This is a genomic window from Aeromonas sp. 601027 (assembly GCF_049174455.1).
In the GTDB taxonomy this organism is placed as follows: domain Bacteria; phylum Pseudomonadota; class Gammaproteobacteria; order Enterobacterales; family Aeromonadaceae; genus Aeromonas; species Aeromonas veronii_A.
The window spans coordinates 1-12,051 of the sequence record NZ_JAAKTN010000015.1 but is presented as its reverse complement, the minus strand read 5'-3'; the positions used below and the strand labels follow the sequence as shown (position 1 = coordinate 12,051).

The window sequence follows — 12,051 nt, the reverse complement described above, 5'->3', positions numbered from 1 at the left end:
CTTATTTCGGATGATTTGCGTCGTCACGCATCGCCTTGCGAAAATCTTTGATGGCGGTCCCCAGATCCTCACCTGCACTGGCAAGACGCTTGCTGCCGAAGACCAGCACAACGACCAGCAAGAGGATCAGCATATGCCAGATATGAATTCCACCGAGTCCCATAGGGATACTCCCTCACAAAGAGATATCTGTTACTTGTATCAAAATAGAGCGCAGGGATTGTTGGGCAAAATCAAGGCAGGTGCAAGTGAGCAAATAAATCATAGCCAAAAAATAGGGCGACCCTGAGGTCGCCATATTGATTGTGCTACATGTCCCCTCAACCGCTACATCCTGTACCAGTGGTTCATGCGAACCTGAGACCATTCGAGGATAAGATCGCCAAGATATGAAAACAAATGGTATAAATTCATCTTAGAATTGAAGAGGATTCATATCATGCTGCTGGAACAACTGGGTCGCATCGACCTCAATTTGCTGATTATCCTGCAGGTATTGCTGGAAGAGCGCAACGGCAGCAAGGCGGCACGCCGCCTTCATCTGAGCCAGTCCGCGGTCAGTAAAGCCCTCGGCCGTCTGCGCGATACCTTCAATGATCCCCTCTTCATCCGATCTGCCTACGGGCTGGAACCCACCGGCCGTGCCCTTGCACTGCAGCAGCAGTTGCAACCCATCCTGCTGTCGCTGGATAACCTGATCCAGCCGCCCGAGTTCGACCCCGCCAGCTCGGAGCGAGAGTTCGTCATCGCCAGCATGGACAGCGCCTTTACCCTGTTTGCCCCGCTCTACCTGAGCGAGCTGAAGCGGCAGGCACCAAGGATCCGCTTGCGTTACGAGGAGTGGACCGAGAACAGTCTGACCGAGATGAGTCAGGGACAGGTGGACATCGCCTTCGCGGTGCGGGAGAACTGCATCAGCTCCGATTATCGGCTCGATACCCTGCCCGACAGCATCTGTCAGCGAGTGCTGGCGGTCGATGACCTCACCTGTCTGGTGCAGCAGCACCACCCCGCGCTGCGAGAGCCCAACTGGAATCTGGAGCACTACCTCAGTTATCCCCATGTGCAGACTTACTGCGAGGGACGGGACCGCTGGATGCTGGATCACAAGCTGGCAGAGCAGGATCTCTACCGGCGTATCGAGGCAACCGTGCCCTCCTTCGAGGCGGCGCTGCGGATGGGGATGCACTCCGACATGATAGTGACCCTCTCCAGGCTCTACGCTCGCCACGCTACCCAGGTCTATCCGCTGTTGCAGCTGCCGCTGCCCATCGGGTTGGACAGCATCTCCCATCTGCTCATCTGGCATCAGCGTCACAGCGAGGATCCGGGCCACCGCTGGCTGCGGGAATTGCTGCTCTCCCTCATAATGAGCAAACTGGAACCCGCAGCGACCACTCACGAGTGACGACACGCCCTCTCGGCAGGAAGAAAAGAACGGGGCTCTGCGTAGCCCCGTTTCATTCACTTCAAGATGTAAACCGCTCAGCCTTGGCCGGTCACTGCCAGATAGTGATGTACCCCGTCCAGCAGCATCTGGACCGAGATCATCACCAACAGCATACCCATCAACCGCTCCACCGCAGTGAGTCCCCGCTCACCCAGCAGCTTGTTGAATACCTCGTAGAACATCAGGATCACCGCGCTGGCAGCCCAGGCCATAAAGAGTGCCAGCGACCAGTCCACCATCCGGGTCGGCTCCTGATTGGCCAGCAGCATCAAAGAAGCCAGGATAGAAGGACCGGCGATCATCGGGATCGCCATCGGCACCAGGAAGGGCTCCTCGCCCGCCGCCAGCCCGGTCACGCCCCCCTCACTCGGGAAGATCATCTTGATGGCGATCAGGAACAGGATGATGCCCCCCGCAATGCTGACCGCCTCCTGCCGCAGGTTGAGGAAACCGAGGATCTGCTGACCGACGAACAGGAACAGCATCATGATGGCCAGCGAGAAGAGCAGCTCGCGCACCATCACCTTGCGGCGCCGCTTGGGATCGATATGACGCAGGATAGAGAGGAAGACCGGCAGGTTGCCCAGCGGGTCCATGATCAGAAACAGCATGACTGCGGCAGAGAAAGTATCCATACAACGCCCGGGCTACGCCCTGAATAGGGAAAAGAGAGGGGGCGAAATATAGCAAAGGGCGAAGAATTGAGCGAGCGCCATGATGCGCTCGCAGCGGGATTAACCGTGGTTGCAGATCTTGTCGGCGCGGGTCTGGAAACCCTCAGCCGAGTCGATGAATTTGCCGCGAGCGGCCAGAAAGTCGATCAGCGCTTCCGCATCCATCTCGCTGGCGCTGCAGGTATGAAAACGGGCCTCGGCACCGAACCGCTCGGCCATCGCCTGTTTCAGGCTGGCACGGGTAAATTGCCCCCCTTGTGCCAGCATCATCTCCATCACTTCGTGACCATGAACCGATTGCGACATCTCTCACCTCAATAATGAACATATTTAATGCCAATTAAATATCTCCCCGCCCGGAGGGATCTTGATATAGGCCAATAAATTGCGCATTACCTGGTCAGGGGAGTGGTCACCGCCACCGCTTTGTCGATAATGTGGCAACCCGCGTCAGGGATCGCTACACTGGCGCCCCTTTTTGGCCATCGCAGACAATGTATAAGGATATTGGCGTCATGCTGTTCCATGGAGAGGCTCTCAAGCCCTGGCAGATCTGGACCCGCCGACCACTCTGGCTCAAGACCCTGATCGGCATGCTGACGGGGGTGGTTCTGGGCGTCGGCTTTGAAGAGCAAGCCCTGCTGCTCAAGCCCCTTGGCGTCTTGTTCGTCAACACCATCCAGATGCTGATGGTGCCTCTCATTTTCTGTTCGGTCATCGCCGGCCTCACCTCGCTGCTCAAGGGCAAGGCCCTCGACCGCATCGGCAGCAAGGCGATTTGTCTCTACTTCTTCTCGACCGCCATCGCCATCTGCATCGGCCTGATGATGGGCTGGCTGCTGGAGCCCGGCATGGGTGCCGACATGGGGCCCCATCAGCGACTCGGTGTGGCAACCCAACCCACCCTGGCCAGCGTGCTGAGCCATCTGGTGCCGAGCAACCCGGTACAGGCGATGGTGGATGGCAAGATCCTGCAAGTGATCGTCTTTGCAGTGGCGTTGGCGGTCGCCCTCAACGCCAGCGGTCGCCGTGGCCGCCCCGCCATCCTCTTCTTCACCTCGTTGGCCGAGGGGATGTTCAAGCTGACCCAGATGGTGATGGCGCTCGCCCCTTACGGTGTCTGCGCCCTGATGGCCTGGATGACCGGCAAATACGGCCTCGACCTGCTGCTGCCGCTGCTCAAGGTGATCGGCGCCGTCTACCTCGGCTGTCTGCTGCACGTGCTCGGGGTCTACAGCGGCCTGCTGCTCCTGCTGGCACGGCTCAATCCTTTGCACTACTTCAAGAGCATCGTTGATGCCCAGGCGGTTGCGTTTACCAGCAGCTCGAGCAGCAGTACCCTGCCCATCAGTCTGGCCTGCGCCGAGAAGCGGCTGGGAGTCTCCCCCGCCATCACTGCCAAGGTGCTGCCCATCGGCGCCACCATCAACATGGATGGCACCGCCCTCTATCAGGGAGTGACTGCGCTGTTCGTGGCTCAGGCATTCGGTGTGGATCTGCACATGGTCGATTACCTGACCATCATCAGCATCGCTACCCTGGCCAGTATCGGTACCGCTGGCACCCCGGGCACCGGGTTGATGCTGCTGACCCTGACCCTGACGGCGGTGGGCTTGCCGCTGGAAGGGGTGGCACTGATTGCAGGCATTGACCGGATCCTCGACATGGCGCGCACCACGGTCAACGTATCGGGGGATATTCTGGTGTCGGTGCTGATCGCCCGCAGCGAAAACGAGCTGGATCTGGCGACCTATCACGATGCTAGCGCAGGAGAAGATATCGAGTTCCCGCCGCGCTAGCGGAAGAAAGATCAGCTGTCGTGGGGATCGTGATGACAGCGCCAGCAAACGTCGAAGTTGGCGCCGTTCTCCTCCCCGCACTGGCCGCACAGCCAGCCGTTACCCTGACGCTGCTGGTAACGCTCGATGACCCGTCCTGCCTTGCTGCGATCCTCGGCCCGCACCATCAGGGTCACCTGCAACATGTCGACCGGCAGTTCGCCAAGGGCGCCCGACAGCCCCTCGCCATTGAGGCGCACCAGCACCCCTTCTGCCTCCAGCGCCCCTTTCAACGCGTGCGCTTCCAGGGTGTGTGAGGCGCGATAGAGATTGATCCAGTTATCCATAGCTCCCCCTTACAACAACTTGTCGATGCCAAACTCGGCGCCGTTATCAATCATGAAATCGATGAATGCCCGCAACTTGCGCGGCATCAGTTGCCGCTCTGGAAACAGCAGATATATGGGCACCCTGGGTTGCTGCCACTCTGGCAGCAGGATCACCAGCTCGCCGCTGGCCAGCTCATCCTGACAGAGCATAGCGGGTAACGAGGCCAACCCCAGCCCCGCCTTCGCAGCCTCCCGGGCACAGGTAATATTATTGACCCGAAAACGGGATGGGGGGTCAACCAGCACCTCTCTACCATCCAGCTCGAAGCACCAGTGAGAGGCGAGAAACCCGCTGCTCACCGTCACCCGCTCGTGGTTGGCCAGATCCTCCGGCCGCTCGATGACCGGGCTGCGGGCCAGATAGTCCGGGCTGGCACAGAGCAACCTTCCGGTGCTCCAGAGTCGGCGCGCAGCCAGATTGGAGTCGCTCATGTCGCCAATCCGCACCACCGCATCCAGCCCTTCGCTGATAGGGTCCACCACTCGATTGGTCAGCTCCAGCTCCACCTGCAAGGCGGGATAGGCCTGCAAAAACTTGGCGACCAGGCGCCCGACCACCAGTTGCCCCGTCTCGATAGGCACCGCCAGTTTGAGGGTACCGGTCACCTCCTGCTGGCTGGCGCTCAGCATCAGCTCGGCTTCGGTCAGGGCATCGACCGCCTTGCTGCAGTGCAGGTAGTACTTCTCCCCCTCCTCGGTCAACGTGAGCTGACGAGTGGAGCGATAGAGCAGACGCACACCGAGCCGCTGTTCCAGCTCGGCGATGCGGCGGCTGACCATCGCCTTGGTCATCCCCAACTCGCGGGCGGCCCCCGTAAACGAGCCCTTGTCGACGATACGAACCAAAATTAACGCGGCATTGAGGTCCATTGTTGCACCAGTGAAACTGTATATCTCGTGAACCAATACTAATCGAAACAGTTGACCAGTGTTAGCCTGCGCCCCTTAAGTTCAGGAATCACAAAAATGAGTCAACACAAAAAAATTCCCCTGCTGGCAGCCATGATATTGGCGCTGCTCGGTCTGCTGTTCGCCGGTTACTGGTATCTTCACGGCCGCTATTTTGAAAGCACCGACAACGCCTATCTGCAAAGTGAAGTGACCGGGATCAGCTCCAAACTGCCCGGTTATATCCGCGAAGTGCTGGTCACCGACAACCAGCCGGTCAAAGCGGGCCAACTAATAGCCCGTCTCGATGATCGCGAATACAAAACCAGGGTCGCGGAGGCCGAAGCCGACCTGCGCCTCAATCAGGCGACGGCCGAAAATCTGGCCGCCACCCGCACCCAACAACTGAGCCTGATCCAGCAGGCCGAGGCCAAGCTCGCCTCCGCCAACGCCGAACAGCTGCGCGCCAGCCAGCAGGTCAACCGGATCAGTCAGCTCAACCAGCGCCACTACAGCTCGCAAGACAGTCTGGACGAGGTGCGTGCCGGCCTGCAGGTCAATCAGGCGCAAGCCCGGGAGGCCCAAGCCGCCCTGCAGGCGGCACGTGAACGACTGCTGGTACTGGATGCCGAGCGCAAACAGAATCTGGCCAAGCTGGCATTGAGCGAAGCACAACTGGAGCAGGCCAAGCTGGAGCTCGGCTACACCGAACTGCGGGCACCGGCCGACGGCATCATCGGCAAGCGCAGCCTGCGGGAAGGGCTCTACGTCCAGTCCGGTATGCAGGTCGCCAGCCTGGTGCCGCTACAGCAGGTGTGGGTCGAGGCCAACTTCAAGGAGACCCAGCTCGCCCATATGCAGCCGGGCCAGAAGGTCGAAGTGGTGCTCGATGCCTACCCGGATCAACCGGTCGAGGGGATCATCGACAGCCTGGCCCCGGCCACCGGTGCCAAGTTCGCCCTGCTGCCACCGGAGAATGCTACCGGCAACTTCACCAAAATCGTGCAGCGGGTACCGGTGAAGATCCGCATCCCCGAGCCAGGCCCGCTAGCAGGCAAGCTGCTGCCGGGTCTCTCCACCGAAGTGATCGTGGATACCCGCACTCCTGAGCCCGTGGTGGCTGCCAACTGATGGAACCCATTCCACGTCGCAACTGGATCGCGGTCATGGGGGGGCTTATCGGCGCCTTCATGGCCATCCTCGATATCCAGATCACCAATGCCTCCCTGAAGGATATTCAGGGGGCCCTGTCGGCCACCCTGAGCGAAAGCTCCTGGATCTCCACCTCCTATCTGGTGGCGGAGATGATCGCCATCCCCCTGAGCGGCTGGCTGAGCCGGGGGCTGAGCGTGCGCCGCTACCTACTCTGGACCACCAGTGCGTTTATCGCCGCCTCCGTGCTCTGCTCGTTCAGCTGGAACCTCACCAGCATGATCGTCTTCCGGGCGCTGCAGGGCTTCACCGGCGGGGCGCTGATCCCGATGGCCTTCTCCCTCATCGTCACCCTGTTGCCGCTACAAAAGCGGGCCACCGGCATGGCGCTGTTTGGCCTCTGTGCCACCTTCGCCCCCGCCATCGGTCCGACCCTCGGCGGCTGGCTCACCGAGCAGATGTCGTGGCACTACATCTTCTATCTCAACGTGCCGCCGGGACTGCTGGTGATGGCCATGCTGGCCCACGGGCTGGATAAAAAACCGGTGGACTGGGCCGTGATCAAGCGGGTAGACCTCATCGGGATTGTCACCATGGCACTTGGCCTCGGCCTGCTGGAGGTGGTACTGGAAGAGGGCAATCGGGAAGACTGGTTCGGCTCAAGTTTCATCGTGCGACTGGCGGTCATCTCGGCAGTGGCGCTGGTGTTCTTCGTCATCAGCCAGCTGATCCGCCGTCACCCGCTGGTCAATCTGCGGTTGCTGCACAACCCGCGCTTCGCGCTGGCCTGCTTCGCCTATCTGATCCTCGGCATGGCGTTGATGGGCTCCATCTATGTGCTGCCGCTCTACATGACCCAGATCCACAACTACAACGCGCTGGAGATCGGCGAAGTCCTGATGTGGATGGGGCTGCCGCAACTGCTGGTGCTACCGCTGGTGCCCAAACTGACCCACAAGATAGACCCGCGCTATCTGGTGAGCTTCGGCTTCCTTATCTTCGCCGTCAGCTGCTTTATGAACGTCAACATGAGTGCCGACTACGCCGGGCCGCAGCTGATCCAGTCGCTTATCGTGCGGGCGCTGGGGCAGCCCTTCATCATGGTGCCGCTCTCCCTGGTCGCCACCGCCAGCCTGAGCCACGACGAGATCCCCTCCTCCTCGACCCTGCTCAACGTACTGCGCAACCTCGGTGGCGCGTTCGGTATCGCCATCATCGCGACCCTGCTCGACAACGATACCCGCACCCATGTGCTGCAAATTGGCAGCACTCTGGCCGCCAGCAGCATCGAGGGACAAACCTATCTGCTGCAGCTGGCCCAGAGCATGATGGCGCAGGGGTCAGGCCCCGAGATTGCCCAGCAGCAAGCCCACGCCATGCTGGCCAATACCATCAACCGGGAGGCGGCCATCATGGCCTACAACCAGGTGTTCTACATCATGGGGATCTTCCTGCTGATCGCCAGCGGCCTGATGTTGTTACTCAAATCCCCCGCCCCACGGGCAGCGAATGCCGAACCGCTAGAGGCGTGAAAAACCGCCGGGAATAAAACGAAAAACGGGCAAGCGCCCGTTTTTCGTTATCTGTTGCCTGCACTCAACCGCATGGCGTTATCCCGCCAGCGACCCCGCAATCAGGAATTGCGCCGCAAAGTAGCTACTCATCACCCAGGCGCGGGCGTGGGGAAAGGGGCGGCGGAAGCGATCGAGCGCCAGCATGCTGTCGGAGAAGAGGAACATCAGTGCCCCCACCAAAGCGGCGGCCGAACCGGCAGTGAGAGAGGCGTGCCAGGCACCGGCGGCCACCCAAGCCATGCCGATGATCACCAGCATGTAGCAAAAGACCGGGATCCGCATCTCTCCCAGCTTGCCCCACAGCAGGCCAAATACCATGCCGGCAATCAGCAACAGCAGCAAGCCATCCACCAGATTGAGCAGCAGCGGTCCCTGGGCAAAGCCGACGATATAGCAGAGATGCGCGACAAGAAATGCCGCCAACCCCTGAATGAAGCGATCCCTTGGCAACATCAGCAGCACATCGCCCGCCAGCGAGAGGCAGAGGCCGAGCAGGATCCAGGCATGGGAACCGTCGTGGTCATAACTCTGGTAGCCGAACGCCAACGCAATGATAAGCAGCATGGTCAGCGGCTTGCTGATATAGAACTGGCGGCTGTCTGAACCGTAGGCAGCACGGATGTGCCACCAACCTGAAGCGATGATCAAGAAACTCAATAACATGCCCTGCTCCTCACCTGTTGCTCGCAGTCATACGGCAACCGTTTTTATCATGGTGCAGGGTAACAAATTCCCTACCCCAGTGGCAGGGGTGCTGATCAAATGGACAGACTAAGCCTAAAGTCTAATTGCCGCCCCGAGTGGTTCAGGGCATAAGTGACGGGTCTGGAGGATCACCATGGAAGAAGCTATGAAGAATTATCTGCCCGCCATCGATATCATGATGTGCCATCTGGGGATCAGCTTTGAGCAGGCCTGCGAACAACTGGGTCTCAGCCAGCAGGAGCAACGGGCACTGGATCAATTGCAGCAACAGCAGAGCCAAGCCAACTAAGCCCTCCCGTTATTGGATATCATGATGCGCCATCCGGGAATCAGCTTTGAGCAGGCCTGCGAACAGCTGGGTCTTAGCCAGCAGGAGCAACAGGCGCTGGATCAGTTGCAGCAACAGCAGAGCCAAGCCAACTAAGCCCTCCCGTTATTGGATATCATGATGCGCTATCTGGGGATCAGCTTTGAGCAGGCCTGTGAACAGCTGGGTCTCAGCCAGCAGGAGCAGCAGGCACTGGATCAGTTGCAGCAACAGCAGAGCCAAACCAACTAGCCCGTTCAAACATGCATACCAAAGAGAAGACCGCCAGCAGGCGGTCTTCTCTTTTAGTATGTGTGATACCCCGGCAAGGCATCATGCAATGCCTGCCAGCAGGCGACTCCAGTTGCGTTTACCAGCGATAAAGCCGTCACGCAGGGCCCGGTACTCCAGTTGCAGCTTGAGGCGGTCATAGCGCGCCAGCGCCTTGCGCTTGCGCAGCTCCAGCAGCCGCTTGCGACTAGCGTAATAGTGTTGCAACTGCTGGCTCAGCTTGTCGTACTCCTCCTGCAGCAGCGCCTGCCACAGTTCGCGATCTTCCTGCTTGCGCAACTTGGCTTGTGCCCGTTTCAGCTGCATCTGCAGCCGGGCTTGTTCGATACGCTCCTCCGGCGAAGATCTGAGATCTCCCGCCAGACCGCACCAGGAGGCGAGCCGGATCAACCACTTGGTCGGATCGAACTGCCACCAGTGAATGCCATTGCGGTAGTCATTCTCGAACAGGTGGTGAAAGTTGTGGTACCCCTCGCCAAAGGTGAAAAAAGCCAGGATGCCGTTATCGCGAGCGGTATTGCGGTCGGTATAGGGCTGACTGCCCCAGATGTGGGCCAGCGAATTGATGAAGAAGGTGGTGTGGTGAGTCATCACCATTCTCAGCACGCCTGCCAACAGCAACATGCCGAGCATATCCCCGTGCCATAGGCCGAGCAGCAGCGGCAGCCCCAGATTGGCCGCCAGCGCCAGCGTCAGATAGTGACGGTGCTGAAACGCGACCACCGGGTTGTTCTGCAGGTCACGCACATTATTGTAATCGCCATAGCGATCTCCCTGATGCTCCCGCAGCATCCAGCCGATGTGGGAATACCAGAAGCCGCGCCCCGCGCTGTAGGGGTCTTTATCGTTGTCATCCACATGACGATGGTGACGGCGGTGATCGGCCGACCAGTGCAGGGCCGAATTCTGCAGCGCCAACGCACCGCCGATGGCAAACAACCACTGCAAAGCGGGGTGCGCCTTGTAGGCCTTGTGCGACCAGAGCCGGTGATAGCCTGCGGTGATGGAGAGACCACTAAGGCAGAACAACAACAGGAAACTGGCCCACTGCCAGAGATCGTAACCGTGGCTCACGCCGTACCAGGGCACGACAATCAACGCCACTATCCCGGAGAGGGAGAACAGCAGGGTATTGGTGAAAATAATGGGGGGTCTGGCCATCTCATTGCATCCCTTCAGCGAACAGCTGTTAGCCATTTTCTATGGTGATTTCCTCACGGTCAATGGTAAAAAAATAGGATACAAACCTGATCCTGAGGCGCCTTCGGGTTATCATTTGTCCTCGTTAAGCTGAAGGTGACTGATTTCGTGGGTATTCGCGCTCAACAAAAAGAAAAAACCCGGCGTACATTGATCGATGCTGCATTCAGCCAACTGTGCGCCAATCGGAGTTTCTCCAATCTCAGCCTGCGGGAAGTCGCTCGCGAAGCGGGTATCGCGCCCACCTCTTTCTATCGCCACTTTCGCGATATGGAGGAACTGGGCCTGACCCTGGTTGACGAAGGAGGCCTTACCCTGCGCCAACTGATGCGCCAGGCACGCCAGCGCATTGCCGGTGGTGGCAGTGTCATCAGCACCTCGGTGCAGACCTTTATGGAGTTTGTCGAGAACAACCCCAACATCTTCCGGCTGCTGCTGCGGGAACGCTCCGGCACCTCGGCAGCCTTTCGTCAGGCGGTGGCTCGCGAAATCCAGCACTTTATCGCAGAGCTGACCGATTATCTGGAAGCCACCACCGAAGCACCACGGGAAGATGCCTACATCCAGGCAGAAGCCATGGTCACCATCGTCTTCAGTGCCGGTGCCGATGCACTCGACATGACCAGCGAAGAGTGCCGTGCACTCTCCGACCGAACAATTCGCCAACTGCGGATGATCGCCATGGGCGCCGAGGTACAAAACCAGAAGCGCCGTGAACCTCACCCATGACCACAGGATGGAGAACGATATGACTGAACAGCTTATGATCCCGAAAAAACCGCTCGCCATGGCCATGCTGATTGGTATCTGTGGCGATGCCTCTCTGGCCGTGCTGACCAACTCGGTCGTACCTTTCTCCTTCTTTCCGCTGATTGCCCTCTGGCTGGCGGCCTATCAGCTGTTCCAGCACTATCGCCATGAACCCATGGTGGGCAACACTCCCATCTGCACCCTGCTCTGCTTCTTTATCGGTGTCTTCGGTCACTCCGCGCTGCTCAAGGTGCAATACCCGGAGCTTGGCAGCAACTTCTTCTCCCTGATCATGATGCTGCTGTTACTGGCAGCCCTCTCCATCAAGCTCGGCCTGAGCATTGGCAACAAAGAGAAGCACTGATAAATAGACCGAGTGATGGTAATCAGTTGATAGATAAAGCAAAGAGGCCTTCCCGTCGGGAAGGCCTCTTTGCTTGAACGGTACCTGATTAATCTCGGTATTCCCAACCTAGCCAAGCTGCTGGGCTTCAAGATCGACGTGCAAATGGAAGAGGGGTGGTCAATATGGAACTTCCCTGCAACCAGCAGGCGGCAGAAGCCTGATTTGACCACCTTCAGAGTCATTCAGATAGCTGTAAATGAGACTGATAAGACTCTGATATAGCCCGAAAATGGTGGAAATAATCGGCTATCTGGCACTCTTACTTGGCAGGGAAAAGCCAGATATTGGTGGTTTAACGCGCTAAAAATACAAAAGCCCGGTCGTGAAGCCGGGCTTTGCTGTTCGTTCTGGTGTGCAAACCTGTGGGTCTTATGGACAAAACCACCCATAGCAAAAAGGCCTTCCCAATCGGGAAGGCCTTCAAATTAGTGGCGGAGCGGACGGGACTCGAACCCGCGACCCCCGGCGTGACAGGCCGGTATTCTAA

14 protein-coding genes are annotated in these 12,051 nt (G+C 58.9%); 7 read left to right on the top strand and 7 right to left on the bottom strand.

What is annotated here, in order from left to right; genetic code table 11:
• Window position 1 precedes the first annotated feature (1 nt).
• Complete coding sequence (gene tatA / locus G5193_RS17465; RefSeq protein WP_005339944.1) at window positions 2-163, bottom strand: twin-arginine translocase TatA/TatE family subunit; 162 nt, start codon at window positions 161-163, stop codon at window positions 2-4.
• Window positions 164-439: 276 nt separating this feature from the next.
• Between tatA and G5193_RS17460 the strand changes: the two genes are divergently transcribed.
• A complete protein-coding gene (locus G5193_RS17460; RefSeq protein ID WP_005348538.1) occupies window positions 440-1,408 on the top strand; it encodes a LysR family transcriptional regulator in 969 nt (322 codons plus the stop codon).
• A 77-nt stretch (window positions 1,409-1,485) separates the two neighbouring features.
• Here the strand turns inward: G5193_RS17460 and G5193_RS17455 are convergent, their stop codons facing one another.
• Together G5193_RS17455 and G5193_RS17450 are read right to left on the bottom strand one after the other, a co-directional pair.
• Entirely contained in the window at window positions 1,486-2,085 is a 600-nt protein-coding gene (locus G5193_RS17455) for a YhgN family NAAT transporter (protein ID WP_041234986.1), read from the bottom strand.
• A 99-nt stretch (window positions 2,086-2,184) separates the two neighbouring features.
• On the bottom strand, window positions 2,185-2,430 hold the full coding sequence (locus G5193_RS17450) for a YecH family metal-binding protein (RefSeq protein ID WP_005357633.1): 246 nt from the start codon (window positions 2,428-2,430) through the stop codon (window positions 2,185-2,187).
• 209 nt (window positions 2,431-2,639) lie between these two features.
• Between G5193_RS17450 and G5193_RS17445 the strand changes: the two genes are divergently transcribed.
• Window positions 2,640-3,923, top strand: a complete 1,284-nt coding sequence (locus G5193_RS17445; RefSeq protein ID WP_219295564.1) for a dicarboxylate/amino acid:cation symporter — start codon at window positions 2,640-2,642, stop codon at window positions 3,921-3,923.
• Between the two features lie 11 nt (window positions 3,924-3,934).
• Here the strand turns inward: G5193_RS17445 and G5193_RS17440 are convergent, their stop codons facing one another.
• A complete protein-coding gene (locus G5193_RS17440) occupies window positions 3,935-4,249 on the bottom strand; it encodes a DUF2007 domain-containing protein (protein WP_005339933.1) in 315 nt (104 codons plus the stop codon).
• A gap of 9 nt (window positions 4,250-4,258) precedes the next feature.
• Window positions 4,259-5,161: a LysR family transcriptional regulator gene (locus tag G5193_RS17435; RefSeq protein WP_005357631.1), complete on the bottom strand. Its 903-nt coding sequence runs from the start codon at window positions 5,159-5,161 to the stop codon at window positions 4,259-4,261.
• Window positions 5,162-5,257: 96 nt separating this feature from the next.
• On the opposite strand from G5193_RS17435, the gene G5193_RS17430 reads away from it, so the two are divergent.
• Both G5193_RS17430 and G5193_RS17425 read left to right on the top strand, forming a co-directional pair.
• Window positions 5,258-6,310 carry an HlyD family secretion protein gene (locus G5193_RS17430; RefSeq protein ID WP_219295563.1) on the top strand — a complete coding sequence of 351 codons (1,053 nt, stop codon included), beginning with the start codon at window positions 5,258-5,260 and terminating at the stop codon, window positions 6,308-6,310.
• Window positions 6,310-7,863: a DHA2 family efflux MFS transporter permease subunit gene (locus G5193_RS17425; protein WP_319920123.1), complete on the top strand. Its 1,554-nt coding sequence runs from the start codon at window positions 6,310-6,312 to the stop codon at window positions 7,861-7,863. The genes G5193_RS17430 and G5193_RS17425 overlap by 1 nt, the downstream gene beginning before the upstream one ends.
• Before the next feature lie 78 nt (window positions 7,864-7,941).
• Here the strand turns inward: G5193_RS17425 and G5193_RS17420 are convergent, their stop codons facing one another.
• A complete protein-coding gene (locus G5193_RS17420) occupies window positions 7,942-8,568 on the bottom strand; it encodes a lysoplasmalogenase (RefSeq protein ID WP_164537865.1) in 627 nt (208 codons plus the stop codon).
• A gap of 175 nt (window positions 8,569-8,743) precedes the next feature.
• Between G5193_RS17420 and G5193_RS17415 the strand changes: the two genes are divergently transcribed.
• Entirely contained in the window at window positions 8,744-8,899 is a 156-nt protein-coding gene (locus G5193_RS17415) for a hypothetical protein (protein WP_164537866.1), read from the top strand.
• Between the two features lie 351 nt (window positions 8,900-9,250).
• On the opposite strand, the gene G5193_RS17410 is transcribed toward G5193_RS17415, so the two are convergent.
• Window positions 9,251-10,369 carry a fatty acid desaturase gene (locus tag G5193_RS17410; protein ID WP_216959726.1) on the bottom strand — a complete coding sequence of 373 codons (1,119 nt, stop codon included), beginning with the start codon at window positions 10,367-10,369 and terminating at the stop codon, window positions 9,251-9,253.
• Between the two features lie 147 nt (window positions 10,370-10,516).
• Between G5193_RS17410 and fabR the strand changes: the two genes are divergently transcribed.
• Both fabR and G5193_RS17400 read left to right on the top strand, forming a co-directional pair.
• Window positions 10,517-11,137, top strand: coding sequence for an HTH-type transcriptional repressor FabR (fabR, locus tag G5193_RS17405; RefSeq protein ID WP_005339921.1), 621 nt, complete (start codon window positions 10,517-10,519; stop codon window positions 11,135-11,137).
• A 19-nt stretch (window positions 11,138-11,156) separates the two neighbouring features.
• Window positions 11,157-11,522, top strand: a complete 366-nt coding sequence (locus G5193_RS17400; protein ID WP_213389829.1) for a YijD family membrane protein — start codon at window positions 11,157-11,159, stop codon at window positions 11,520-11,522.
• Window positions 11,523-12,051: the final 529 nt, after the last annotated feature.

What these genes read in the sequence shown, in the direction of transcription:
- tatA (WP_005339944.1), bottom strand. Translation starts at nt 163, where the DNA reads ATGGGACTCGGTGGAATTCATATCTGGCATATGCTGATCCTCTTGCTG.
- G5193_RS17460 (WP_005348538.1), top strand. Translation starts at nt 440, where the DNA reads ATGCTGCTGGAACAACTGGGTCGCATCGACCTCAATTTGCTGATTATC.
- G5193_RS17455 (WP_041234986.1), bottom strand. Translation starts at nt 2,085, where the DNA reads ATGGATACTTTCTCTGCCGCAGTCATGCTGTTTCTGATCATGGACCCG.
- G5193_RS17450 (WP_005357633.1), bottom strand. Translation starts at nt 2,430, where the DNA reads ATGTCGCAATCGGTTCATGGTCACGAAGTGATGGAGATGATGCTGGCA.
- G5193_RS17445 (WP_219295564.1), top strand. Translation starts at nt 2,640, where the DNA reads ATGCTGTTCCATGGAGAGGCTCTCAAGCCCTGGCAGATCTGGACCCGC.
- G5193_RS17440 (WP_005339933.1), bottom strand. Translation starts at nt 4,249, where the DNA reads ATGGATAACTGGATCAATCTCTATCGCGCCTCACACACCCTGGAAGCG.
- G5193_RS17435 (WP_005357631.1), bottom strand. Translation starts at nt 5,161, where the DNA reads ATGGACCTCAATGCCGCGTTAATTTTGGTTCGTATCGTCGACAAGGGC.
- G5193_RS17430 (WP_219295563.1), top strand. Translation starts at nt 5,258, where the DNA reads ATGAGTCAACACAAAAAAATTCCCCTGCTGGCAGCCATGATATTGGCG.
- G5193_RS17425 (WP_319920123.1), top strand. Translation starts at nt 6,310, where the DNA reads ATGGAACCCATTCCACGTCGCAACTGGATCGCGGTCATGGGGGGGCTT.
- G5193_RS17420 (WP_164537865.1), bottom strand. Translation starts at nt 8,568, where the DNA reads ATGTTATTGAGTTTCTTGATCATCGCTTCAGGTTGGTGGCACATCCGT.
- G5193_RS17415 (WP_164537866.1), top strand. Translation starts at nt 8,744, where the DNA reads ATGGAAGAAGCTATGAAGAATTATCTGCCCGCCATCGATATCATGATG.
- G5193_RS17410 (WP_216959726.1), bottom strand. Translation starts at nt 10,369, where the DNA reads ATGGCCAGACCCCCCATTATTTTCACCAATACCCTGCTGTTCTCCCTC.
- G5193_RS17400 (WP_213389829.1), top strand. Translation starts at nt 11,157, where the DNA reads ATGACTGAACAGCTTATGATCCCGAAAAAACCGCTCGCCATGGCCATG.